At 72.1% G+C, this 23,278-nt stretch carries 19 protein-coding genes; 4 read left to right on the top strand and 15 right to left on the bottom strand.

Annotated elements, in window-relative coordinates; all coding sequences use genetic code 11:
• Positions 1–242: 242 nt before the first annotated feature.
• Both ACGF5O_RS33230 and ACGF5O_RS33225 read right to left on the bottom strand, forming a co-directional pair.
• Complete coding sequence (locus ACGF5O_RS33230) at positions 243–3,440, bottom strand: putative bifunctional diguanylate cyclase/phosphodiesterase (protein WP_393813601.1); 3,198 nt, start codon at positions 3,438–3,440, stop codon at positions 243–245.
• 222 nt (positions 3,441–3,662) lie between these two features.
• Positions 3,663–4,613 (bottom strand): 2-hydroxyacid dehydrogenase, encoded by a 951-nt coding sequence (locus ACGF5O_RS33225; RefSeq protein WP_393813600.1) that lies wholly within the window; start codon positions 4,611–4,613, stop codon positions 3,663–3,665.
• A 74-nt stretch (positions 4,614–4,687) separates the two neighbouring features.
• On the opposite strand from ACGF5O_RS33225, the gene ACGF5O_RS33220 reads away from it, so the two are divergent.
• Both ACGF5O_RS33220 and ACGF5O_RS33215 read left to right on the top strand, forming a co-directional pair.
• Positions 4,688–5,689: an aldo/keto reductase gene (locus ACGF5O_RS33220; protein ID WP_393813599.1), complete on the top strand. Its 1,002-nt coding sequence runs from the start codon at positions 4,688–4,690 to the stop codon at positions 5,687–5,689.
• A 159-nt stretch (positions 5,690–5,848) separates the two neighbouring features.
• The gene (locus ACGF5O_RS33215; protein ID WP_393813598.1) at positions 5,849–7,009 is read left to right on the top strand and encodes a PQQ-dependent sugar dehydrogenase; all 1,161 of its coding nucleotides are present in this window, start codon (positions 5,849–5,851) and stop codon (positions 7,007–7,009) included.
• A gap of 21 nt (positions 7,010–7,030) precedes the next feature.
• Here ACGF5O_RS33215 and ACGF5O_RS33210 read toward each other — a convergent pair whose 3' ends face one another.
• From ACGF5O_RS33210 to ACGF5O_RS33185, 6 genes are all read right to left on the bottom strand, one after another.
• The gene (locus tag ACGF5O_RS33210) at positions 7,031–7,288 is read right to left on the bottom strand and encodes a DUF6191 domain-containing protein (RefSeq protein WP_393813597.1); all 258 of its coding nucleotides are present in this window, start codon (positions 7,286–7,288) and stop codon (positions 7,031–7,033) included.
• 21 nt (positions 7,289–7,309) lie between these two features.
• The gene (locus ACGF5O_RS33205; RefSeq protein WP_393813811.1) at positions 7,310–10,378 is read right to left on the bottom strand and encodes an AAA family ATPase; all 3,069 of its coding nucleotides are present in this window, start codon (positions 10,376–10,378) and stop codon (positions 7,310–7,312) included.
• 203 nt (positions 10,379–10,581) lie between these two features.
• Positions 10,582–10,785: a hypothetical protein gene (locus ACGF5O_RS33200; RefSeq protein ID WP_393813596.1), complete on the bottom strand. Its 204-nt coding sequence runs from the start codon at positions 10,783–10,785 to the stop codon at positions 10,582–10,584.
• A 220-nt stretch (positions 10,786–11,005) separates the two neighbouring features.
• Complete coding sequence (locus tag ACGF5O_RS33195) at positions 11,006–11,635, bottom strand: hypothetical protein (RefSeq protein WP_393813595.1); 630 nt, start codon at positions 11,633–11,635, stop codon at positions 11,006–11,008.
• A 35-nt stretch (positions 11,636–11,670) separates the two neighbouring features.
• On the bottom strand, positions 11,671–12,246 hold the full coding sequence (locus ACGF5O_RS33190; RefSeq protein ID WP_393813594.1) for a GNAT family N-acetyltransferase: 576 nt from the start codon (positions 12,244–12,246) through the stop codon (positions 11,671–11,673).
• A 120-nt stretch (positions 12,247–12,366) separates the two neighbouring features.
• Complete coding sequence (locus ACGF5O_RS33185; RefSeq protein WP_393813593.1) at positions 12,367–12,693, bottom strand: hypothetical protein; 327 nt, start codon at positions 12,691–12,693, stop codon at positions 12,367–12,369.
• A gap of 186 nt (positions 12,694–12,879) precedes the next feature.
• Between ACGF5O_RS33185 and ACGF5O_RS33180 the strand changes: the two genes are divergently transcribed.
• The gene (locus ACGF5O_RS33180; protein WP_393813592.1) at positions 12,880–13,689 is read left to right on the top strand and encodes an SAM-dependent methyltransferase; all 810 of its coding nucleotides are present in this window, start codon (positions 12,880–12,882) and stop codon (positions 13,687–13,689) included.
• A gap of 58 nt (positions 13,690–13,747) precedes the next feature.
• Here ACGF5O_RS33180 and gatB read toward each other — a convergent pair whose 3' ends face one another.
• The 5 genes from gatB to ACGF5O_RS33155 form a co-directional block, all read right to left on the bottom strand.
• Positions 13,748–15,262, bottom strand: coding sequence for an Asp-tRNA(Asn)/Glu-tRNA(Gln) amidotransferase subunit GatB (gene gatB, locus ACGF5O_RS33175; protein WP_393813591.1), 1,515 nt, complete (start codon positions 15,260–15,262; stop codon positions 13,748–13,750).
• Between the two features lie 15 nt (positions 15,263–15,277).
• Positions 15,278–15,520 carry a hypothetical protein gene (locus ACGF5O_RS33170; RefSeq protein WP_089098594.1) on the bottom strand — a complete coding sequence of 81 codons (243 nt, stop codon included), beginning with the start codon at positions 15,518–15,520 and terminating at the stop codon, positions 15,278–15,280.
• Positions 15,517–17,010, bottom strand: a complete 1,494-nt coding sequence (gene gatA, locus ACGF5O_RS33165; protein WP_393813590.1) for an Asp-tRNA(Asn)/Glu-tRNA(Gln) amidotransferase subunit GatA — start codon at positions 17,008–17,010, stop codon at positions 15,517–15,519. Before gatA ends, ACGF5O_RS33170 begins: the two co-directional genes overlap by 4 nt.
• Before the next feature lie 6 nt (positions 17,011–17,016).
• Entirely contained in the window at positions 17,017–17,313 is a 297-nt protein-coding gene (gene gatC, locus ACGF5O_RS33160; RefSeq protein ID WP_293990396.1) for an Asp-tRNA(Asn)/Glu-tRNA(Gln) amidotransferase subunit GatC, read from the bottom strand.
• 97 nt (positions 17,314–17,410) lie between these two features.
• On the bottom strand, positions 17,411–17,782 hold the full coding sequence (locus ACGF5O_RS33155; RefSeq protein ID WP_393813589.1) for a DUF4267 domain-containing protein: 372 nt from the start codon (positions 17,780–17,782) through the stop codon (positions 17,411–17,413).
• Between the two features lie 96 nt (positions 17,783–17,878).
• Here ACGF5O_RS33155 and ACGF5O_RS33150 point away from each other — a divergent pair, with 96 nt between their 5' ends.
• Positions 17,879–18,457, top strand: coding sequence for a TetR/AcrR family transcriptional regulator (locus ACGF5O_RS33150; RefSeq protein ID WP_393813588.1), 579 nt, complete (start codon positions 17,879–17,881; stop codon positions 18,455–18,457).
• A 167-nt stretch (positions 18,458–18,624) separates the two neighbouring features.
• Here the strand turns inward: ACGF5O_RS33150 and ACGF5O_RS33145 are convergent, their stop codons facing one another.
• Both ACGF5O_RS33145 and ligA read right to left on the bottom strand, forming a co-directional pair.
• Positions 18,625–20,865, bottom strand: a complete 2,241-nt coding sequence (locus tag ACGF5O_RS33145) for a putative bifunctional diguanylate cyclase/phosphodiesterase (protein WP_393813587.1) — start codon at positions 20,863–20,865, stop codon at positions 18,625–18,627.
• Positions 20,866–21,078: 213 nt separating this feature from the next.
• Complete coding sequence (ligA, locus tag ACGF5O_RS33140) at positions 21,079–23,274, bottom strand: NAD-dependent DNA ligase LigA (protein WP_393813586.1); 2,196 nt, start codon at positions 23,272–23,274, stop codon at positions 21,079–21,081.
• Positions 23,275–23,278: the final 4 nt, after the last annotated feature.

The raw sequence follows: 23,278 nt of genomic DNA, 5'->3' as shown, positions 1-23,278 counted from the left end.
GGTGAGGTCGCTGGGGGTTCCGGATCGTCCTCCGGTGGGTCCCAGCTCAGCCGACGCGCTGTCCAAGTACGAGAATTCGGGTGCGCATGGAACTGACCCTCCCTCCGACGCGCACCACGTGTCAAGTGGGTGGGACGGGAGTCTCATTATGTGAGCGTAGGCCACTTCCGCCTCCGAGCACGGCCGGTACACCGGCGGGCACACCTCCGGTGTACACCCCCGCGCCCCCTTTCATCGTTCGCTCACCTCCGGGGCGCTCCAGTCGGTGTCGAGGCCACGACCGTGCTCAACCCTTCGGGCCTCCGCGCGGTCGCGCCCTCGACACCGACGCGCCCCTCCGGCTCTCTCACGCCGCCCGCGAAGGCGGGCTCGGCCGGGGCGTGCGGAACCGGATAGTGGCCGGAACCGAGCGCCCGGCGCAGCCGGTACTCGTCCACCGGGCCGGAGAAGGCCATGCCCATCCCGTGCGTGCACCCCATCGCGCGGAGCACCGTGACCTGCTCGGGCAGGTCCACGCCCTCGGCCACGGACTCCAGGCCCAGGTCGCAGGCGATCCGCAGCAGCCCGCTGGTGATCTTGTGCAGCCGGGCCGACTCGACGACCCCCTCGACCAGGCTGCGGTCGAGTTTGAGCACGTCGACGGGGAGCTTGCGGAGGGCCGTGATCGCCGCGTAGCCGCTGCCGAAGCCGTCCAGTGCGATCCGGACACCGTGCCGGCTGAGCGCGGTCAGCCGCCGCTCCAGCTCGTCCAGCGGGACCCTGGGGTCGGTGTCGGACAGCTCAAGGAGCAGCGCCCCCGAGGGCAGCCCGTGCCGGGTGAGCAGGGCCTCCACGGAGCCGAGCGGCGAGGACCGGTCGAGCAGCCGCCGGGCGGACGTCCGGACGGCGACCGGCACCACGAGCCCGCTCGCGGCCCGCTCGGCGGCCTGCTCGACCGCCTCCTGGAGGATCCAGCGGTCCAGCTCGGCCGTCTTGTCGCTGTCCTCGGCGACCCGCAGGAACTCGGCCGGCGTGAACAGCACGCCCTGCGAGGAGCGCCAGCGGGCCTGCGCGCAGACCGATTCGATCCGGCCGCTGTCCAGGCTCACCACGGGCTGGTGCAGCAGCGCGAACTCACCGTCGTGCAGGGCGGCCCGCAGCCGGGTGGCCAGTTCCGCCTTGCGTACGACGTCCTGCTGCATCTGCGGCTTGTACAGCTTGACGCGGCCTTTCCCGGCCGACTTGGCGCGGTACATCGCCAGGTCGGCGTTGCGCAGCAACTCGCCCGCGCCGAGGCCCGGTTCGGCGAAGGCGACACCGATGGACGCGTTGACACGGACATCGTTGCCGTCAATGGCGTACGGCTGGGAGAGGGTCACCCTGAGGCGGTCGGCGAGCTCCAGGATGTGCCGCTCCCGGGCACTGCGGTCACGGGTGCCGTCGCCGACGATCAGTGCCGCGAACTCGTCGCCGCCCAGCCGGGACGCGGTGTCGCCCTGGCGGACCGCGTCCTGGAGTCTGCGGGCGGCCTGGACGAGCAGTTCGTCCCCGGCCTGGTGCCCGATCGTGTCGTTGACGGCCTTGAACCCGTCCAGGTCGATGAAGAGCACCGCCGTGTTCCTGAGGGCCGGGCCCCGGTCGGAGGAACGGCGGCCGGACAGGGCCTGCTGGACCCGCCGGGTGAACAGGGCGCGGTTGGGCAGGTCGGTGAGCGGGTCGTGCTCGGCGTTGTGCTGGAGCTGCGCCTGCAGACGCACTCTTTCGGTCACGTCCCGGCTGTTGAAGATGAGGCCGCCGTGATGGCGGTTGACGGTGGACTCGACGTTGAGCCAGCCGCCCTCGCCCGAGCGGAACCGGCACTCGATGCGGGTGGTGGGTTCGTCCTGCGAGCTGGCGGCGAGGAAACGGCGCACCTCGTGCACCACGCAGCCCAGGTCCTCCGGGTGGATGAGGTTGGCCAGTTCCGAGCCCACCAGGTCCTCGGCGGACCGGCCGTAGACCCCGACGGCGGCCGGGGAGACGTAGCGGAGCATGCCGCTGGGCGCGGCGATCATGATGACGTCGCTGGAGCCCTGCACCAGGGAGCGGAAGTGGTTCTCCTGCTGCGCCAGTTCCTGGGTGAGGGTGATGTTGTCGAGCAGCATGATGCCCTGGCGCACGACGAGCGCGAGGACCACGCAGCCGGCGGTGATCAGGACGACGTGGTCCGGGCTGCGGCCGTTGAGGACGTTGTAGAGGATGCCCAGGGTGCACACGGCGGCGGCCAGGTACGGGGTGAGCGCGGCCAGCGAGCCGGTGATCGGGCGGCCCGCCGGGTACCGGCTGTGATCACCACCCGGGGCGGGCGCCGGCGGCTGCTTGGCCGCCGGGGCACGGCCGCCGGGCACGTGCTCGTGGACCACCCGCGTGTGCCCCTCGGGATCCTGCGCGCCCTGCGGCCGGGGGGCGGCCCAGGGGGCGTACGCGAGCAGCAGCGAACCGGCGAACCAGCCCGCGTCCAGCAGCTGGCCGGAGCGGTAACTGCTGTGCAGCAGGGGCGAGGTGAACAGCGCGTCGCACATCACGGTCAGGGCGAGGGCGCCGATCGCGGTGTTCACCGCGGTGCGGTTGCCCGGCGAGCGCCGGAAGTGCAGGGCGAGCACCATGCTGACCAGGGCGATGTCCAGCAGCGGGTAGGCCAGCGAGAGCGCGGTGTGCGCGACGCTGGGCCCGTCGAACCGGGCGGCCTGGGCGAGCGCGAGGCTCCACGACAGGGTGAGCAGCGAGCCGCCGATCAGCCAGGCGTCCAGCGCCAGGCAGATCCAGCCGGCCTTGGTCACCGGCCGCTTGGCCAGCACCAGCAGGCCGACGATGGCGGGCGGCGCGAAGCAGAGGAAGAACAGGTCGGCGTAGCTGGGGCTGGGCACGGGCCGGTGGAGCACGACCTCGTACCACCCCCAGACCGCGTTGCCCAGGGCCGCCATCGCCGAGGAGAGGGCGAACAGGAGCCAGGCAGGTCGAAAGCGGACCCGCGGGGAGCGGGCGTAGAAGAAGCACGACACGGCGGCGGTGCCGGCGGCCGCGGTCAGACCGAAGTCGCCCATGAACAGGGCGATCTGGTTCGAGCCCCAGTCGAGCGCGGAACCGACGGCGTATCCCGCGCAGATCAGGGCCAGGACGAGTTGGCGGACCATACCGGTCCCGCCGCCGGTGGCCGGCGGCCGGGGGTGCGGCGTCCCCGCCGGAGACTGCGCCCGCAGCGCTCCGGGGAGGGTGGTCGTCACGGGCGTCGGCGCTGTCACCGGATGCTCCCGGTCTGCGCCGCTCCCGGGTCCCGTGGGCCCCGGTGCGCTGGGTGAGCGTGCCTCCTGCGTCCGCTGTGCCTGCGGTGGTGGTGATGGCTGGTGTGGTGGCCGCGTCTGCGCGCAGCCGTGCGCCAGGGTCGCCGCCGGCGGCTCCGCCGCGTCGGATCGTTCGTCCATAGGCCGTGCATCGCCCGTCGCCCCCCTCACAAATCTGAAATGTCCATCCCCGGCGCCGTTCGGTACGCGGCGCAGCCCCTTCCGGGACGATACACCAGTCTCGTCACTCAGGGACATAGCTTCTCTACGCTCCGTGACGACCAGCGGCTATGTCGGCACACACCGCGCCCGGAAGGTTGCGGACCGTACCGGAAGCGGATTACACGCGTATTGCCGTGATGGTCAGTTGTCGGTGGATCCCGTCGTCAAAATCACGTTCCGCAGCGGTTCCCGGTTCACGTAGCGGTTCAACTGATCGGTGACGAGCCGCTTGGCGCGCGGCAGGAAGGCCGAGGTGGGGCCGCCGACATGAGGGCTGATCAGCACTCCGGGCGCCTGCCACAAGGGGTGTCCGGCCGGCAGCGGCTCGGGGTCGGTGACGTCCAGGGCGGCGGTGAGGCGACCGCTCTCCAGTTCGGCGAGGAGGGCCTTGGTATCCACCACGGGCCCGCGCGCGATGTTCACGAGCAGGGCGCCGTCCTTCATCCGCGCGAGGAACTCCGCGTTGACCAGGCCACGCGTGGTGTCCGTGAGGGGCGTGGCAAGGATGACGACATCGGCTTCCGGAAGCAGATTCGGCAGTTCGGTGAGCGGATGCACGGGACCGCGCGCCGAGGCGCGCCCGGAGCGCGCGACGCGCGCCACCCGCGCAACCTCGAAGGGCACGAGCCGGTCCTCGATGGCCGAACCGATGGCGCCGTAGCCGACGATGAGGACGGACTTGTCGGCCAGGGCCTGGTGGAAGCCGCTCTGCCAGTGCTCCTGCCGCTGGGCCCGGACGAACCCCGGGATGCCGCGCAGGGACGCGAGGGTGAGGGTGAGCGCGAGTTCGGCGGTGCTCGCCTCGTGCACCCCGCGCGCGTTGCAGAGCTGCACGCCGGGGGCGATCAGGTCGAGGGCCGCGGTCATGTCGTCGACGCCTGCGGTGAGGGTCTGGATGAGGCGGACGTTGCGCATCCCCCGCAGCGGCCGCACCTTGACGGGCTGCCGCTTCATGTAGGGGACGACGTACACGGCGCAGTCGGCGGGGTCCGCGGGAAAGTCCTGGTCGCCGTCCCAGAAGAGGTAATGGGGACCTTCCGGGAGCCCCTGGATCTCGGCCGGGGGGATGGGGAGCCACACGTCAGAGGTCATGGGCAGGAGGCTATGTCAGAGGTGTTCGGGCGACCGGGTTAGGTTGGGGGCCCAAGAAGGAGGTTCACGGGCTGGTGGAGCGCAGGACGATCGGCGCGGGGGCGCTCGCGGTGGGAGCCGTCGGACTCGGGTGCATGCCGATGAGCTGGGCGTACAGCGGGTCGCGCCAGCGGGGTGACGAGTCGTCGAGAGCGGTGCACGAGGCGCTGGATCTGGGCGTGACGCTCCTTGACACGGCCGACATGTACGGCCCGTTCACCAACGAGCTGCTGCTGGGGCGGGTGCTCAGGGAGCGGCGTGCGGAGGCCTTCGTGTCGACGAAGGTGGGGCTGCTGGTGGGCGACCAGCACATCGTGGCGAACGGCCGCCCCGGCTATGTGAAACGGGCCTGCGACGCGTCGCTGCGCCGGCTGCAGACCGATGTCATAGACCTCTACCAGCTGCACCGCGCGGACCCCGAGGTTCCCGTCGAGGAGACCTGGGGCGCGATGGCGGAACTGGTGCAGGCGGGGAAGGTGCGGGCGCTGGGGTTGTGCGCCGTGGGGGCGCGTGGGGGGCGCAGGTCCGGCGCGCGACTGCATGACGCGACCCTGCGGCAGCTTCAGCGGGTGCAGCAGGTGTTTCCGGTGAGCGCGGTGGAGGCGGAACTGTCGGTGTGGTCGCCGGAGGCACTGGAGTCGCTGCTGCCGTGGTGCGCGGCGCGGGGGGTGGGGTTCCTCGCGGCGATGCCGCTCGGCAACGGCTTCCTGAGCGGGACGCTCACGCCGGGTGAGGGGTTCGAGCCCGACGACCTGCGGGCGCGGCACCCTCGCTTCACGGCGGAGATGATGGCGGCGAACCAGCCGATCGTGGCGGGGTTGCGGAGGGTTGCGGGCCGGCAGGGGGGCGGTGGTGTCACCGCGGCTCAGGTGGCGCTGGCGTGGGTGCTGGCGCAGGGGGCGCATGTGGTGCCGGTGCCGGGGACGAAGCGGGGGAAGTGGGTGGCCGAGAACGCCGGTTCCGTGGAGGTCCGGCTGTCGGTGGCGGATCTGGCGGAGTTGAGTGGGCTGCCTGCTGCGCAGGGTTCTTGGGACTGAGCGCGCATTGGGATGAGCCGCGATCTGTCGTCGGTCGGGTGCGGCGCCGTGGGGGCTGGTCGCGCAGTTCCCCGCGCCCCTTACGGGGCGCGTTGTACTACCGTCGGGCGGAGGGGTCGGGGGCTGGTCGAAGGGATTGTGATCGTGCAACGTCGAGGTGTGCCCGCCTTGTTGGCTGCGGCTGGACTCCTGCTGGTGGCAGGGTGCTCCGCCGGGGGCGGGGGTGGGGACCTGCCCACGCCGTCCTGGGCCGGCGGGTCGTCGGCGAGTGGGTCCGGAGCGGCCTCCGCGTCCGCCGGGGCATCGGAGTCGGCCGCGCCCGCCAAGGGGTCGGTCACGGTGGTGCGTACCGTCGCCGAGGGGCTGAAGTCGCCGTGGGGGCTCGCGCCGCTGCCGGACGGGTCCGGGTTGCTGGTCTCCGACCGGGACGACGGGACGATCGGCAAGGTCGACGAGAAGACCGGGAAGATCACCGAGCTGGGGGTCGTCTCCGGGGTGTCCGCGGCCGGTGAGGGGGGTCTGCTGGGGATCGCGCTCTCCCCCGACTTCGCCTCGGACCACATGATCTACGCGTATTTCACGTCGGCCTCCGACAACCGGATCGTCCGCATGCTCTGGGACGAGAGCAAGCCGGCCAAGGAGCAGCTGGGCGCCCCCGACACGATCTTCAAGGGGATTCCCAAGGGGTTCATCCACAACGGCGGGCGGATCGCCTTCGGCCCGGACGGCATGCTCTACGCGGGGACCGGGGAGAGCGGACAGCGGGGACTCGCGCAGGACAGGAAGTCGCTCGGCGGCAAGATCCTGCGGCTGACGCCGGAGGGCGACCCGGCCCCCGGCAACCCGTTCCCGGGCTCCCCCGTCTACACCTACGGCCACCGCAACGTGCAGGGCCTCGCCTGGGACGACAAGCAGCGGCTGTTCGCCTCGGAGTTCGGGCAGGACACCTGGGACGAGCTGAACGCGATCAAGCCCGGCGGCGACTACGGGTGGCCGGACGCGGAGGGGAAGTCGTCCGACCCGAAGTACGTCAACCCGATCGCGCAGTGGCACACCGACGACGCATCCCCGAGCGGCATCGCCTACGTCGACGGCGTCATCTGGATGGCGGGGCTGAAGGGCCAACGGCTGTGGCGCATCCCGCTGGACGGCACGACCGCCGCCGCGGCTCCGCAGGCCTTCCTCACCGGCGAGTACGGCCGCCTGCGCACGGTCGTGGCGGCCGGCGGCGACAAGGTGTGGCTGGTGACCAGCAACACCGACGGGCGGGGCAAGCCGAAGACGGGCGACGACCGGATCCTGGAACTGGCGGTGAAGTAGGCGGGGCCGGGGCGGTACCGCTCACGCCCCGCCGTCCCCGGAGTCCGCGCCGGGGTCCGCGTCAGCGTCGGAGTCGGAGTCGGAGTCGGAGTCGGCAACGGTGTCCACCGCGGGCTCCTCCTGGGGAACCCGTATGACGACCTTGCCGGACGCGAGGTCTATCGGTCCGCGTCCGGGATCCGTGTCCCCCACGTCCTCCCGGGTGAGCTCCAGCCGCTTCTGCTCCTCGTGGGTGTGTTTGCGGCCGGGTGCGAACAGCTCCTCGAACATGTTGAACACGGTGCCTCCTCTGCCGGTCCCCTACCTGGTCGGGTCGAGGGCCTCGGCGGGGAACATCCCCAGTCTGTGTGCCACCGCCGCCGCCTCGCCCCTCCCTGCAACGCCCAGCTTGCCCAGAATGTTCGAGACGTGGACGCTCGCGGTCTTCGGGGAGATGAAGAGCTCCTCGGCTATCTGGCGGTTGGTACGGCCGGCCGAGACCAGGCGCAGGACGTCGCGCTCGCGGCTGGTGAGGCCGAGGCTCTCGGCGGGGTCGAGGGCCCGGCGGGCGGCGGCTCGGGGGGTGAGGATGAGGCGGGCGCGCTGGGCGAGGAGGGCGACGGCCTCGGCGAGCGGGCGGGCGCCGAGGTGGTCGGAGACGGCCCCGGCCAGCCGGAGGAGTTCCGTCGCGCGGTCGCGTTCGTCGTCGCCGGTGGCCTCTTCGAGGAGGGCCTGGGCGAGGCGGCGGCGGACCCGGGCGAGGTCGTAGGGGCGGTCCAGACGCTCGAAGTCGGTGACCACGTCCGACCAGACGAGGGCGGTGGCGGTGCCCCGGGCGCGGTGCAGCTCGGCGCGGGTCCAGCGCTCGTACGCCTGCCACAGGGGCGCGCCGGTGGTGAGCTTGCGGGCGGCCTCGGCGAGCCGGTCGAGCGCCTCGGCCCGGCCCTCGGCCGCCGCGGGCAGGGCGCGGGCGTCGGCCTCGGCGGTGGCGGCGGCCAGCAGCAGGGGCCAGCCGTAGCGGTGGGTGCCGGGCGGGAAGCCGGCCGCCAGGGAGCGGTCCAGCTCGGCGCGGGCGTCGAGGATCCTGCCCTCCTCGGCGGCGACGCCGATCGCGATCCGGGCGACGGGCAGCTGGGCCTGGGGCATCGGGTCGTGGGTGCCGTAGTGGGCGCGCGCGACGGCCAGCCGGCGGGCGGCCTCGGCCGTGTCGCCCCGGGCGAGGGCGATATGGGCGAGGTGCAGGGCCCCGGCGCCCCGGGGCTTGGCGCTGGCCGCGGAGCCGAGGGCGCCCGCGGCTGCTTCGGCGGCCTCGTCCCACTGGCCGAGCGCGTACAGCGACTCGGAGAGGTTGCCCCAGACCCATGCCTCGGAGTCCAGCAGGCCGTATCTGCGGGCGAAGGCGATGCCCTCGCGCTGGATCGGCACCGCCTCGCGGGAGCGGCCCACCGACTCCAGCTCGGAGGGGAGGTTCGTGTAGGCGCGGCCAGCGACATGGGCGACGCCTTCCTGGAGCGCCGCGTCCTTGACCCGCTCCAGCTCGGCGAGGCCGTCGTCGACGTCGCCCGCGTCGACCATGAGGGTGCCCAGGGTGACGCGCGCGTTGAGCTCGATCTCCCGGGCGCCCACCATCCGCGCGTACTCCACGGCCCGTTCGGCGGCGGCGAAGGCCTCGGGGCCGGGCTCGTGCAGCATGGACCAGGCGGCGGCGTTGGCCAGCACGTCGGCGTGCACCTCGGACGGCGGGAGGCCGCGCACCAGATCCTGGGCGGTGCCGAGCTCCTGCCAGCCGTCGCCGCGGGCGAGGCCCTGGACCAGCCGGGAGCGCTGCACCCAGAACCAGGCGGCGCGCTGCGGGTCGTGCTCGTCCTGGAGGATCCGCAGCGCCTTCTTGGTGATCTTCAGGGCTCGTTCGCGCTCCCCGCAGAAGCGGCCGGCGACGGCCGCCTCCGCCATCAGGTCGAGGTAGCGCAGCGGGGTGGTGGCGGGATCGCAGCCGCTGGGGGTCCCCCCACGCCTTTCGGGCAGTGGGGGAGGGTAGACGTCGGTGTAGTCGACGGGGCGCAGGGCCGCGCGGACCTCCTCGGGGGCGGTGTCCCACAGCTCCATCGCCCGCTCCAGGAGTCGCAGTTGCTCGCTGTAGGCGTGCCGGCGGCGGGCCACGACGGAGGCGTCGAGGGCGGCGGGCAGGGCCTTGGCCGGGTCGTGGGCCTGGTACCAGTAGCTGGCCAGACGGGTCACGCGCGCGTCGGCCGGCACCAGCTGGGGGTCGGCCTCCAGGGCCTCGGCGTAGCGGCGGTTGAGCCGGGAGCGTTCGCCGGGCAGCAGGTCGTCGGCGACGGCCTCGCGGACCAGGGAGTGCCGGAAGCGGTAGCCGTCGCCGGCGGGGGTGGCGGTGAGCAGGTTGGCGCCGACGGCGGCCCGCAGCGCCTCGATGAGGTCGTCCTCGGCGAGCTGGGCGACGGCGGCGAGCAGCCGGTACTCGACGGTGGAGCCGCCCTCGGCGACGATCCGGGCGACCCGCTGGGCGCTCTCGGGCAGCGCCTCGACCCGGACCAGCAGCAGGTCGCGCAGTGAGTCGGTGAGCCCGGTACAGCAGCCTTCGGCGCCGGCCACGGCCAGTTCCTCGACGAAGAAGGCGTTGCCGTCGGAGCGTTCGAAGATGTCGTCGACCTGGGCGGGGTCGGGTTCGGCGGCGAGGATGCCGGCGATCTGGCGGCCGACCTCCTCGCGGGTGAACCGGGCGAGTTCGAGGCGGCGGACGGTACGCAGCCGGTCGAGTTCGGCGAGCAGGGGGCGCAGCGGGTGGCGGCGGTGGATGTCGTCGGAGCGGTAGGTGGCGAGGACGACGAGCCGGCCGGTGCGCAGGGTGCGCAGCAGGTAGGCGAGGAGATGGCGGGTGGAGGCGTCGGCCCAGTGCAGGTCCTCCAGGGCGACGACCACCGTGCGCTCGGCGGCGACCCGTTCGAGGAGGCGCGCGGTGAGTTCGAAGAGGCGGGCCATGCCCTGTTCGTCGTGGCGGCCGGAGGTGGCCTCGCCGAGCTCGGGCAGCAGCCGGGCCAGCTCGTCCTCCTGGCCGGCGGCGGCCTCGGCCAGTTCGTCGGGCAGGGCGGCCCGCAGCGCGCGCAGGGCGGTGGAGAAGGGGGCGAACGGCAGGCCGTCGGCGCCGATCTCCACGCAGCCGCCCAGGGCGACCACCGCGCCGCGACGGCAGGCGGCGGTGGCGAACTCCTCGACCAGCCGGGTCTTGCCGACGCCGGCCTCGCCGCCGAGCAGCAGCGCCTGCGGCTCGGCGGCCCCGGCACGCTCCAGCGCGTCGTTCAGTGTGTCCAACTCGTCGTTGCGGCCTACGAACACGGGACTCACGGACCTGGTTTCCACAGGCCAGAGCATCGCATGGGGCCCGGAGTCCACGGCAGCGGTTTTCCACAGCACCGGTGCGCTCGTCGTACCGGTGGGCGGAGACGGCAGAAGCCGGTGGCCGACCCCCGTGCGGCCACCGGCTTCCCCGTTCCCGGTCCCCTTCTCGGTCCCGTGCCCAGTCCCGTGCCCGGTCCCGTTCCCCGGGCGGTCTGCCCCGCCCGGGCGTCCCGTGGTCACGCGGCGCGCGGGAGCCGGCGCCGGCCGCGGCGGTCGGTATGGGCCTCCTGCGCCGCCGTGGCGGCTCCCGCCGCCCCGGCCGCCCGGGCCTCGCGGCGGGCGGCGCGGCGGGAGCGGACGACCTCGCGGGCGAGGCGGGCGTCGTCGGCCTGCCGGCGCAGTTCGGCGGAGCGGATCCGGTGGAGTTCGTACTCGAACATGATGGTGTCCCTTGTGAGAGTCGGTGGTTGTGCTTCGCTTTCCGCGATGCCTCCACCTTCGTCTCCCAGGGGGGTGCGCCACATCGGGAGAGTTCCGCATCTTCGCGGGGCCGCCGGACCCCGGACACGCGTAAGGGGCCTCAGACCGTCCGTAAGGTGCTTACGGACGCCCTAAGGCCCCTTCCGACCTGGGCTTCTGAGCTGAGCCCCCGCAGTCGGCTCAGCTGGTCGACGGCAGGCCGAGGAGCGCGTCGGAGTACTTGAGGACGGCCAGCAGCAGGCCGATGACGCCGAGCGCGACACCCGCCCAGGCGACCGACTTGATCCACGGCGCCTGCGACTTGCCGGGGGTACCGAACGCGGGCCGGGCCAGCACCACGACGGCGGTGAGCAGCGCGGCCAGCGCGAAGAAGCCGGCCCACAGCGCTGTGGTCGCCCACGCGTCGCCGTACACCTCCTTGACCTGCGTGGCGACGCTCGCGGTCGACGAGGTCTGGAGCTGGCCGACGAGGGTCTCGCGGGCGGCGGCCACCGTACCGATCCAGCCACCCGTGAGGGAGACCAGGCCGAGCGCGACGGAGACGACGGCACCGGCGCCCTGGCCGACCCCGGACGGGCCCTCGGCCTCGGCCAGGTCCGCGGCGAGGTCGGCGTCGTCGTCCGCCAAGTCCTCGGCGTCCTCGTCGTCGTCCGCGTTCTCCGCGGCGAGGTCGGCGTCCGTGCCGTCGGCGGCCTCGGTGCCGGGCTCCGACGCGTCATCGGCGTTCTTGGTGACGCTCACCTTCTCCTCGTCGGTCGTCGCTTCGGCGCCCGTCGCGGCACCGGTCTCGTCAGCTGTCTTGGTTCCCATGTCCGGCACCGTACGGATCCTGTCTGAGAGGCGTCTTAATGATCGTTCGCTGTGACACGCGCGCGTGCTTCACGCCATTCCGGGGCGAGGATCGACCACACCTCCAGGTCGTGCCGTAGGCCACCATAGGGGTGCGCCTGACGGCGTACGCCATCGCGGGTCATCCCCAGCCGCCGGGCCACGTTCAGGCTGGGCTCGTTGCCCGAGGCGGCGACCCACTCGATGCGGTGGATGCCGCGCTGCTCGACCGCGAAGTCGAGCAGTACCCGCATCGCGCGCGTGACGAGTCCGCGCCCGGTGCCGGCCGGCTCCAGCCAGCAGCCGACCTCGGTGTTCCCGTGTTCGGCGTCGAAGTTCAGGAAGAGCACCCCGCCGACGAGCGTGCCCTCCAGCCACAGGCCGTGCAGGGAGCCGGTGTCGGCGGCCCGCATGTCGGCGTACCGCTGGAGCATGGCCCGTGCGGCCGGCACGTCCTTCTCCCTGGTGCCGAACGCGATGAACTGCCCGATGAACTCCCGCCCGCGCTCCAGGTGGGCCAGGAACTCCTCGGCGTGCCAGGGCTCCAGCGGGCGCAGCTCGGCGCCGTCGTCACCCAGGGATATCGCGTACATCGTGCTTCTCCAGTTCCACCACGTCCTTGACCGGCGTGTCGAGCCTCTCATGCGCGGCGCGCCGACCGGGCGGCCCGGCGCCGGTCCGGGGCCGGTCCGCGGCCGGTCCGGGGCGGTGCGTCAGTCGAACTGGTCGCCGAGCGCCATCACCATGGTGCCCAGGATCATCAGCCAGAGGGCCCAGCGGGTACGGCCGCGGGACCCGAGTGCCGCCGCGAACACGCACACGGCGGATCCGGAGCCGTAGGCGGCGGGCACCAGCGCGGGCACGCCCCCGCCCACTCTCATCAGCGCGGCGGTGAGCCCCATCAGGGCCAGCAGCGCCCCGGTCACGGTGGCGGTCCAGCGGGCCCGACGGGCGTCCTCGTAGAGGTCCTCGTCCTCGTCGTCCGCGGCCTCCACCCCGGGTATCTCGGGTTCGGCGTCGGATTCGGCGTGTGCGGTCATGGCGGGCGAGCGTAGTACCCGCACCTGAGGGAAACGGCTGCGAACCAGATGAACAACTGCTAGCTTCCGCTGGTCAGCCCTGACCGGCCCCTCGCCGGCGACCGAAGCGGGTGCATTGTTTGACGGTTCGAATGAGCTCCTACGCATCGCCTTCCACTACGAAGATCACAAGGAGCCCGTTCAGCCATGTCCGACGCCGTCTCTCCCGCACCGTCGAAGGACGCCCCTCTCACTGACCGTCTGACCCTCCCCCGGTATCCGCTCAGCAGCACCTACGACGCCCGGTGGGCCGTCGAGAACCAGATGGGCCCGCACGCCCTGTGGCTGCTGGAGTGGCTGGCCCCTGCCCTGGGCCTGGACGCCCTGCGCCCCTGCGCGCGGGTGCTCGACCTGGGCTGCGGCCGGGCGATGACCTCGATCTTCCTGGCCAGGGAGTTCCACGCGCAGGTCACCGCGGCGGACCTGTGGATCAGGCCCGACGACAACGCCGGGCGGATCGCCGAGGCGGGGTTCGCCGACCGCGTGCAGCCGGTGCACGTGGAAGCGCACGACCTGCCCTTCGCCGAGGGCAGCTTCGACGCGATCGTCTCGGTCGACGCCTACCAGTACTTCGGCACCGCCGACCTCTATCTGCCCACGCTCACCCGGCTGCTGAAGCCCGGCGGCCGGATCGGGGTCGTCGTGCCCGCGGTGCGCGAGGAACCGGCCGGATCCGAGCCCCCCGAGCACCTGAAGGCGCACTGGGACCCGGGTTTCTGGGCGTTCCACTCCCCCGGCTGGTGGCACCGGCACTGGACCCGCAGCGGGGCCGTGCAGGTCGAGGCCGCCGACTGGCTGGAGGACGGCTGGCGCGACTGGCTGCTGTGGAGCGAGGTGTGCGCCGCGGAGAGCCCGGACCCGGAGATGGCCAGGATGGCCCGGGAGTCGGTCGAACTGCTGGAGGCGGACCGGGGTCAGCTGCTCGGCTTCGCCCGGATCGTGGGCCGCCGCCTGTGACGCGGTACGGCCCCGGAGGCGCTGCCTCCGGGGCCGTACCGGTGCGTGGTGCTCTCGCTCAGCCCTCGCTGACGCCCAGCTTCTCCAGGATCAGCTCCTTGACGCGGGCCGCGTCGGCCTGGCCGCGGGTCGCCTTCATGACCGCGCCGACCAGGGCACCGGCCGCGGCCACCTTGCCGCCGCGGATCTTGTCGGCGACGCCCGGGTTGCCGGCGATGGCCTCCTCGACGGCGGCGGTGAGCGCGTCCTCGTCGGAGACGACCTTCAGGCCGCGCTTGTCGACGACCTCGTCCGGGGTGCCCTCGCCGGCGAGGACGCCCTCGATGACCTGCCGGGCCAGCTTGTCGTTCAGGTCACCCTTCGAGACCAGCTCGGTGACCCGGGCGACCTGCGCCGGGGTGATCGCCAGCTCGTCGAGCGAGGTGCCCGACTCGTTGGCGCTGCGGGCCAGTTCGCCCATCCACCACTTGCGCGCGGAGGCCGCGTCGGACCCGGCGTCGATGGTGGCGACGATCAGGTCCAGCGCACCGGCGTTGATGATCGCCTGCATGTCGAAGGCCGAGATGCCCCACTCGGCGAGCAGCCGGGTGCGGCGGGCCAGCGGCATCTCCGGCAGCGCGGCGCGGATCTCCTCGACCCACGCGCGCGAGGGCGCCACGGGGACCAGGTCGGGCTCCGGGAAGTACCGGTAGTCCTCGGCCTCCTCCTTCACGCGGCCGGAGGTCGTGGACCCCGTGTCCTCGTGGAAGTGCCGGGTCTCCTGGATGATCGTCCCGCCGCCGTTCAGCACGGCCGCGTGCCGCATGATCTCGAAGCGGGCCGCGCGCTCCACGGACCGCAGCGAGTTCACGTTCTTCGTCTCGGAGCGGGTACCGAACTTCTCGGTGCCGTTGGGGCGCAGCGACAGGTTCACGTCGCAGCGCATCTGGCCCATCTCCATGCGGGCCTCGGACACGCCGAGCGCCCGGATGACCTCGCGCAGCTCACGGACGTACGCCCGCGCGACCTCGGGGGCCCGCTCGCCGGCGCCCTCGATCGGCTTGGTGACGATCTCGATGAGCGGGATGCCCGCGCGGTTGTAGTCGAGCAGGGAGTGGGACGCGCCGTGGATACGGCCGGTGGCGCCGCCGACGTGCGTCGACTTGCCGGTGTCCTCCTCCATGTGGGCGCGCTCGATCTCCACGCGGAAGGATTCCCCGTCCTCCAGCTGTACGTCGAGGTAGCCGTTGAAGGCGATCGGCTCGTCGTACTGGGAGGTCTGGAAGTTCTTCGGCATGTCCGGATAGAAGTAGTTCTTCCGGGCGAAGCGGCACCACTCGGCGATCTCGCAGTTCAGCGCGAGGCCGATCTTGATCGCGGACTCGACGCCGGTCGCGTTGACGACCGGGAGCGCGCCGGGCAGGCCGAGGCAGGTCGGGCAGGTCTGCGAGTTGGGCTCGGCGCCCAGCTCGGTCGAACAGCCGCAGAACATCTTCGTCTTGGTGCCGAGTTCCACATGGACCTCAAGGCCCATGACGGGGTCGTAGGACGCCAGCGCGTCCTCGTACGACACCAGGTCGGTCGTGGTGGTCACGGTGAAACTTCCCTCTCAGCCCAGCAGGACGTCGTCGTCGCCCAGCCGCTTCAGCTCGCGGTACAGCAGGGCGAAACCGGTGACGATCGCGACGGCGGACACGGTGGCGTCGATGAGCCGCAGCGTGTCGTGCTCGGCGCGGGCCTTCTTGATCTGCTTGGCGACACCGACCGCGCCGAACGCGGTGGTGGCCATGGACAGGTACGTACCGGACTTCGACTTCTTGAAGCCCTTGGCCTTCGACAGTGCGTTGCTCACAGCGACGGTGCCTCCTCCAGGAGCGGGTGCCCCCACCTTTCCACGAAGGCGGCCTCGACGGCGGCGCCGACCTTGTAAAGCCGGTCGTCCTTCAGCGCCGGGGCGATGATCTGCAGGCCCACCGGGAGGTTGTCCTCCGGGGCGAGACCGCAGGGCAGCGACATCGCCGCGTTGCCCGCGAGGTTCGTCGGGATGGTGCACAGGTCGGCCAGGTACATCGCCATCGGGTCGTCGGCGCGCTCGCCGATCGCGAAGGCGGTGGTCGGCGTGGTGGGCGACACGATGACGTCCACCTGCTCGAAGGCCTTCTCGAAGTCCCGCGTGATGAGCGTGCGGACCTTCTGGGCGGAGCCGTAGTACGCGTCGTAGTACCCGCTGGACAGCGCGTAGGTGCCGAGCATGATGCGGCGCTTGACCTCGGGGCCGAAGCCCGCCTCACGGGTGAGCGAGGTGACCTCTTCGGCGGAGTGACCGCCGTCGTCGCCGGTCCGCAGGCCGTAGCGCAGGCCGTCGAAGCGGGCGAGGTTGCTGGAACACTCGCTGGGCGCGATCAGGTAGTACGCCGACAGCGCGAGGTCGAAGGACGGGCAGTCCAGTTCGACGATCTCGGCGCCCAGCTCCTTCAGCAGCGCGACGGACTCGTCGAACCGCTGGATGACGCCGGCCTGGTAGCCCTCGCCGCGGAACTGCTTGACGACACCGACGCGCATACCGGCCACGCTGCCGTTGCGGGCGGCCTCGACGACCGGCGGGACGGGCGCGTCGATGGAGGTGGAGTCCATCGGGTCGTGCCCGGCGATGACCTCGTGCAGCAGGGCCGCGTCCAGGACCGTACGGGCGCAGGGCCCGCCCTGGTCCAGGGAGCTGGAGAAGGCGACCATGCCGTAACGGGAGACGGCGCCGTAGGTCGGCTTGACGCCCACCGTGCCGGTGACGGCGGCCGGCTGGCGGATGGAGCCGCCGGTGTCGGTGCCGATGGCGAGGGGGGCCTGGAAGGAGGCGAGGGCGGCGGAGGAGCCGCCGCCCGAACCGCCGGGGATCTTGGTCAGGTCCCACGGGTTGCCGGTCGGCCCGTACGCGCTGTTCTCCGTGCTCGACCCCATGGCGAACTCGTCCATGTTGGTCTTGCCGAGGATGACCACGTCGGCGGCCTTGAGCCGCTTGGTGAGCGTCGCGTCGTACGGCGGGATCCAGCCTTCGAGGATCTTCGAGCCGACCGTGGTCGGGATGCCCTCGGTGGTGAAGATGTCCTTGAGCGCGAGCGGTACGCCGGCGAGCGGGCCGAGCTTCTCGCCCCGGGCCTTCTTCTCGTCGACGGCACGGGCCTGCGCCAGGGCGCCCTCGCGGTCGACGTGCAGGAAGGCGTGCACCTTCTCGTCGACGGCCTCGATCCGGGCGAGGTGGGCCTCGGTGACCTGGACGGCCGTGAGTTCGCCGGCGGCGATCTTCGCGGCGATCTCGGCGGCACCGAGCTTGATGATGTCCGTCATGGCTGTCTAGTCCTCCCCCAGGATCTGCGGCACCTTGAAACGCTGCTGCTCCTGGGCCGGGGCGCCGGAGAGCGCCTGCACGGGGGTGAGCGAGGGACGGACCTCGTCCGCGCGCATGACGTTCGTCAGCGGCAGCGGGTGCGAGGTCGGCGGTACGTCTTGGTCGGCGACCTCGCTGACGCGGGCGACCGCGCCGATGATGTCGTCCAGCTGGCCGGCGAAGTGTTCGAGTTCTTCGGGCTTCAGCTCCAGACGCGCCAGCCGGGCGAGGTGGGCGACCTCCTCGCGCGTGATGCCAGGCATGCAGCGTTCCTCTGGGGTGAGTGTGTGCGGTTTGGAGCCAATCCTATGGGGCACGGGCGAGTACCCGTTAAACGGTTTCCGTGGCGGGTGGCCTCGTTCAGACGAGGAACAGCAGCGCGGCGCTGATCAGGACGACGACCGCGGTGGCGAAATGGATCCCGAAGGCGACGGCCCGGGTGCCGCCGTGCCGCAGGACTGTCAGCGTGTCCCCGAGCGGTACGAGGGCCACGCAGAGCATGAACCAGGCCTCGGCGTGCGCTCCGGCGAAGGCCAGCAGCGCGAGCCCCACGACGCCGAACGTGCCGTCCCTGAGGCCCTTGACGGAGAGATAGGCACCCGCGTCGCCCGTCGGGTCGGCGGGCACGCCGTATCCGGCGGCGGCAGGCCCCGGCTGGAACAGGAACCGGTAGCCGAGGAACAGGCAGAACAGGTCGAGCAGAACGGCGAGCGTGTAGGCGGTGACGGTCATGGCGGCCCCCTGTCGATGGTTTTCTAGCAGCGCTAGGACTGATAGCGAAGCTAGCAGAGCGTCGACAGATTGGCTAGCGCTGCTAGAATCCGGAGCATGTCGATTCAGAACCGCCGGGAACGCGAACGGGCAGAGCGCGAGCAGCTGATCGTCACCGCCGCGCGCGAACTCGCCGAGAGCGAGGGCTGGGACGCGGTGACGACCCGTCGCCTGGCCGCCGAGATCGAGTACAGCCAGCCGGTCCTCTACAGCCACTTCAAGGGCAAGGACGCGATCATGGCGGCGGTGGCCGTCCAGGGTTTCGCGGAGATGGCGACGGAGCTGCGGGCAGCCCGCGCGGCGGCGCAGGGCGTGCGGGAGTCGCTGGCGGCGGTGGCGGAGGCGTACACGTCGTTCGGCCGCAGGCGCCCCGCTCTGTACGACGCGATGTTCACCCACCGGGTGGACCTGCCGTTCGCGACCCAGGAGGCCCCGGAGGCCCTGTGGGCGGCGTTCGGCGAGCTGCTGCGGGCGATCGAGCCGATCGCCACGGGCGACGACGCCCCCGGCATCCTGACGGAGACGTTCTGGGCGGGCCTGCACGGCATGGTGACGCTGATGCGCAGCGGCCGCCTGCCGGAGGAGGCCCACGAGACGAGGCTGGCCCTACTGGTCGACCACTTCGCCACTCCGTAGGACCTGAACGCCCCGTCTTTCGTCTTTGCGTCTTTTGTCTTTGCGCCTTCTAGGGGCGCGGGGAACTGCGCGAGCAACCACGACGCACCGTTGGCCGCCCACACCACCGCACCCCCACGGCAGACGCTCACCTCCGGAGACGGCGAACGGGCAGGCCGAGTGGGAGACTACTCGGCCGCCGGCAACGCCGCCCGCGGCCGCTGCCACCCCCGCGACCCCCGCGCCAGCAACCACGCCGTGGTCTCCTCCGGCGGCATCGCGGCGGCGACCAGCCACCCCTGCACGGCGTCGCACCCCAGGTCCCGCAGCCGCTCCCACGTCTCGTCGTCCTCCACCCCCTCCGCGACCACCAGCAGCCCCAGCGAATGCGCGAGGTCGACCGTGCAGCGCACGATCTCCGCGTCCTCGTTGTCGATCGCCAGCCGGGCCACGAAGGACCGGTCGATCTTCAGCTCGCTCACCGGCAGCCGCCGCAGATGCACCAGGGACGAGTACCCGGTGCCGAAGTCGTCGAGGGACATCTTCACGCCGTGCCCGTTCAGCCCGGCGAGGGTGTCGGCGGCCCGCTGCGGGTCCTCCAGGAGCACGTGCTCGGTTATCTCCAGCTGCAGCGCCCCGGCCGGCACGCCGTGCCGGGCCAGCCTCGCCGCCACCAGGCCCGCGAACCCCGGCGTGTGGACGTCCCGCGGCGAGACGTTGACCGCCACCGGCACCCGCAGCCCCTGCGCCCGCCACTCGGCGACCTGCCCGAGCGCGGTCTCCAGCACGTACTCCGTCAGATGGGGCATCAGCCCGGACGACTCGGCGATCGCTATGAACTCGTCCGGCGGCACCTTGCCCCGCTCGGGGTGCACCCAGCGCACCAGCGCCTCGAGACCGGCCACCTGCCCGTCGAAACGGACCTTCGGCTGGTAGTGCAGCTGCACCTCGTGGGCGTCCAGGGCGCGCCGCAGGTCGCCCAGCAGGCCCAGCCGGTCGGGGGTGTTGGAGTCCCGCTTGGACTCGTACACCTCGACGCCGGTACGGTCCCGCTTCGCCTGGTACATCGCCACGTCCGCCCGGCGCAGCAGACCCTCCGCGTCGAGCGCGTGGTCGGGGAAGACGGCGACCCCCGCGCTGGCCTCCAGGACGAGGGTGAGGCCGTCGAGGTCGAGCGGCGAGGAGAGGGCCGTGACCAGGCTCCGGGCCACCCGGGTGGCCGAGGTCGTGGAGTCGGCGACCGGGAGTAAGACCGCGAACTCGTCGCCACCGAGCCGGGCCGCCTCCGCACCGCGCGGCAGCGCGGCCCGCAGCCGGTCGGCTATCTGGAGGAGCAGCCGGTCACCGGCGAGATGACCGAGCGTGTCGTTGACCGAACGGAACCGGTCGAGGTCGATCAGCATGAGGGCGGAGCGGGCGCCGATGCGTTCGGCGTCGTCGAGGGCGGTCCAGATCCGCTCCAGGAGCCACTGCCGGTTGGGCAGTCCGGTCAGCGGGTCGCGCAGCTGCTCCTCGGCGCGGGCCCGGGCTATCCACAGGGTGGAGTCGAGGGCGACCAGCGGGATGGAGAACAGCGGCAGCAGCAGCGGCTGGGCGACGGCGACCACGCAGATCAGCGGGGCGATGCCGAGCAGGGCGACGGCGACCAGGCCCTGGCGCATCAGGGCGGTGCGGGCGACGGTGGGCAGGCCGCCGCCGCGCGGTGCGTGCAGGTACCAGAGCAGGGCGCGGGTGACGGCGAGGTAGGCGGCCGCGACGAGCACGACCTCGGGCGCGGTGGCGACGCTCCAGCTGTCGGGGTTCCAGGGCGACTCGACGGTCGGGACCCGTCCGCAGACGAGGAGCACCAGGGCGCCGGCCCCGATGCCGAGGATGTCCACCGCGCCGTGCAGGACGCCCTGCCGCCAGCGGTGGCGCCTGGCTATGCCGACCAGGACGACGACGGTGAGGCTGACCATGCCGGCCGGCACCCAGCCGTAGAGCAGGAGGACGGCGAGGGTGAGGGCGGCGCCGGAGCCGGTGCCGCCCCACCAGCGGGCGCGGCCGAGCAGGACGAGGTGGCCGACGATGATGCCGGTCAGCACGGCCAGCGACCAGCCGACCGTGCCGGACGGGAAGAGGGCGTGGTCGTCGGAGAACGCCCGGTAGAAACCGGCGCCGAGGACGAAGGCGGCGGCAGCGACGACTCCGGCGGGCAACGCGGGCCAGGACAGGTGGCGTTCGTGTTCGGTGCCGACCAGGCCGGGCGGCGGTTCGACGGCGGCCAGCGGCAGCGGGTCGCGCGCGTCCGCCGCGCCGCTCACCGCCGGCCTGCCCGGCGGACCGGGGCGCCGGTCGCCCCGCGCCGCCCACCGGCTCCCCCGCCACGCACACGCCCGGCGGCGCAGCGGCAGCCGGGCGCCCGTGGCGGCGCTCTCGGTCGGTTCCATTCCCGTCCCTCTCACAGCCGGCGGTGCCCACGCCGTGCGGTCCGTGCCCTGCCGGAGCACGGGAATGCCCCGACCGCAGCTGGGCACGGCAGGCGCACGTCTCAACAGTAGGCCGCAGAAGGCTTCCACGGGCAGCGGTCGACGACGGTTGCCCGATTGCGCCCCGGCCACCCGTATGCATCTGATATGCACCGAACGGGTGGCCTTCAACCACTACTCCTCGGTCGGAAGGGCGACTTCGGCCGCGGCGTCCGGTCCCTGCTCCAAAAGGACGACAAATCCGTCCTCGTTCAGAACGGGAACCTTCAGCTGCATCGCCTTGTCGTACTTGGATCCGGGGTTGTCACCCACGACCACGAACGCGGTCTTCTTCGACACCGAACCGGTCACCTTGGCCCCGCGGCTCTGCAGCGCGTCCTTGGCGCCGTCCCGGGTGTAGTGCTCCAGGGTTCCGGTCACGACGACGGTGAGGCCCTCCAGCGGACGCGGTCCCTCGTCCTCTCCCGTGGACTCGTCCTCCAGCGGGACTCCAGCGGCCTTCCACTTTCGGATGATCTCGCGGTGCCACTCCTCGGCGAACCACTCCGTGAGCGCGGTCGCGATGATGCCGCCGACGCCGTCGATGTTCGACAGCTCCTCCTCGGTGGCCTGCTCGATGCGGTCGATGGAGCGGAACTCGCGGGCCAGCGCCTGGGCCGCGACCGGTCCGACGTGCCGGATGGACAGGCCGTTGAGGAAGCGGGCGAGCGGGCGGGTCTTGGCTTCCTCGATCTTCTGGAGCAGCGCGAGGGTGTTCTTCTTCGGCTCGCCCTTCTGGTTGGCGAAGACCGTGACGACCTTCTCCTCGCCGGTCTTGGGGTCGCGCTTGGGCAGCCCGCTGTCGGGGTCGAGGACGTACGCCTTGATGGGCAGCAGTTTCTCGACGGTGAGGTCGAACAGGTCGCCCTCGTCGACCAGCGGCGGGTCGGCGGGCTCCAGCGGCCGGGTGAGCGCCGCCGCCGCGACCCCGCCGAAGTGCTCGATGTCCAGGCACTCGCGGCCCGCGAGGTAGGACACCCGCTCTCTCAACTGGGCGGGGCACGCGCGCGCGTTGGGGCAGCGGAGGTCGATGTCGCCCTCCTTCATGGGCCGCAGCGGCGTCCCGCACTCGGGGCACTCGGCCGGCATCACGAACTCCCGCTCGCTGCCGTCGCGCAGGTCGACGACCGGGCCGAGGATCTCCGGGATGACGTCACCGGCCTTGCGCAGCACCACGGTGTCGCCGATCAGCACGCCCTTGGCCTTGACGACCTCCTGGTTGTGCAGGGTCGCGAACTCCACCTCGCTGCCGGCCACGGTGACCGGCTCGACCTGGGCGTACGGCGTGACCCGCCCGGTGCGGCCGACGCCCACCTTGATGTCGATCAGCTTGGTGTTGACCTCTTCCGGCGCGTACTTGTACGCGATCGCCCACCGGGGCGCCCGGGCCGTCGAGCCGAGCCGACCCTGGAGCCGGATCTCGTCCAGCTTCACGACGACGCCGTCGATCTCGTGCTCCACGGAGTGCCGGTTCTCGCCGTAGTAGGCGATGAACTCCCGTACGCCGTCGAGGTCGTCGACCACCCTGTTGTGCGGGGAGGTGGGCAGGCCCCAGGTCTTGAGGAGGTCGTAGGCCTCGGAGAGCCGGTTCAGGCCCTCGAAGCCGGCCAGGGCGCCGATGCCGTGGACGACCATGTGCAGCGGGCGGGAGGCGGTGACCCGCGGGTCCTTCTGGCGCAGCGAACCGGCCGCCGCATTGCGCGGGTTGGCGAACGGCTTGTCGCCGGCCGCGACCAGGCGTTCGTTGAGCTCGGCGAACTTCTCCATCGGGAAGTAGACCTCGCCGCGGATCTCGACCAGGTCGGGGACGCGCTCGCCGTCCAGCCGGTCCGGGATCTCGGCGATCGTACGGACGTTGGGCGTGATGTCCTCGCCGGTGCGGCCGTCGCCGCGGGTCGCCGCGCGGGTGAGGCGGCCGTGCTCGTAGGTGAGGTTGACGGCGAGGCCGTCGACCTTGAGCTCGCACAGGAAGTGGTACTCCTGCTCGCCCAGTTCCTTGTGGATCCGCTCGGCCCAGGCCGCGAGGTCGTCGTCGTTGAACGTGTTGTCCAGCGACAGCATCCGCTCGCGGTGCTCGACCGCCGTGAACTCCGTCTCGTACGCCCCGGCGACCTTCTGTGTCGGCGAGTCGGGCGTGCGCAGCTCGGGGTACTCGTCCTCCAGCGCCTCCAGCGACTTGAGGAGCTTGTCGAACTCCGCGTCGCTGACGACCGGGGCGTCCTTCACGTAGTACCGGAAGCGGTGCTCCTCGATCTGCTCAGCGAGCCGCGCGTGCTTCTCCCGTGCCTCGGCGGGCACTGCCGTCTCCGCCTGCTGCTTGTCGCCGGCCACCGTG

Source organism: Streptomyces sp. NPDC048291 (assembly GCF_043201715.1).
Classification (GTDB): Bacteria; Actinomycetota; Actinomycetes; order Streptomycetales; family Streptomycetaceae; genus Streptomyces.
Note: the sequence above shows the minus strand (reverse complement) of the source record. Positions and strands in the feature narration are given on the sequence as shown.

Excerpts from the sequence above, each read along its gene's own strand:
- ACGF5O_RS33230 (WP_393813601.1), bottom strand. The coding sequence starts at position 3,440 with ATGGACGAACGATCCGACGCGGCGGAGCCGCCGGCGGCGACCCTGGCG.
- ACGF5O_RS33225 (WP_393813600.1), bottom strand. The coding sequence starts at position 4,613 with ATGACCTCTGACGTGTGGCTCCCCATCCCCCCGGCCGAGATCCAGGGG.
- ACGF5O_RS33205 (WP_393813811.1), bottom strand. The coding sequence starts at position 10,378 with ATGCTCTGGCCTGTGGAAACCAGGTCCGTGAGTCCCGTGTTCGTAGGC.
- ACGF5O_RS33200 (WP_393813596.1), bottom strand. The coding sequence starts at position 10,785 with ATGTTCGAGTACGAACTCCACCGGATCCGCTCCGCCGAACTGCGCCGG.
- ACGF5O_RS33195 (WP_393813595.1), bottom strand. The coding sequence starts at position 11,635 with ATGGGAACCAAGACAGCTGACGAGACCGGTGCCGCGACGGGCGCCGAA.
- ACGF5O_RS33190 (WP_393813594.1), bottom strand. The coding sequence starts at position 12,246 with ATGTACGCGATATCCCTGGGTGACGACGGCGCCGAGCTGCGCCCGCTG.
- ACGF5O_RS33185 (WP_393813593.1), bottom strand. The coding sequence starts at position 12,693 with ATGACCGCACACGCCGAATCCGACGCCGAACCCGAGATACCCGGGGTG.
- ACGF5O_RS33180 (WP_393813592.1), top strand. The coding sequence starts at position 12,880 with ATGTCCGACGCCGTCTCTCCCGCACCGTCGAAGGACGCCCCTCTCACT.
- gatA (WP_393813590.1), bottom strand. The coding sequence starts at position 17,010 with ATGACGGACATCATCAAGCTCGGTGCCGCCGAGATCGCCGCGAAGATC.
- gatC (WP_293990396.1), bottom strand. The coding sequence starts at position 17,313 with ATGCCTGGCATCACGCGCGAGGAGGTCGCCCACCTCGCCCGGCTGGCG.
- ACGF5O_RS33155 (WP_393813589.1), bottom strand. The coding sequence starts at position 17,782 with ATGACCGTCACCGCCTACACGCTCGCCGTTCTGCTCGACCTGTTCTGC.
- ACGF5O_RS33150 (WP_393813588.1), top strand. The coding sequence starts at position 17,879 with ATGTCGATTCAGAACCGCCGGGAACGCGAACGGGCAGAGCGCGAGCAG.
- ACGF5O_RS33145 (WP_393813587.1), bottom strand. The coding sequence starts at position 20,865 with ATGGAACCGACCGAGAGCGCCGCCACGGGCGCCCGGCTGCCGCTGCGC.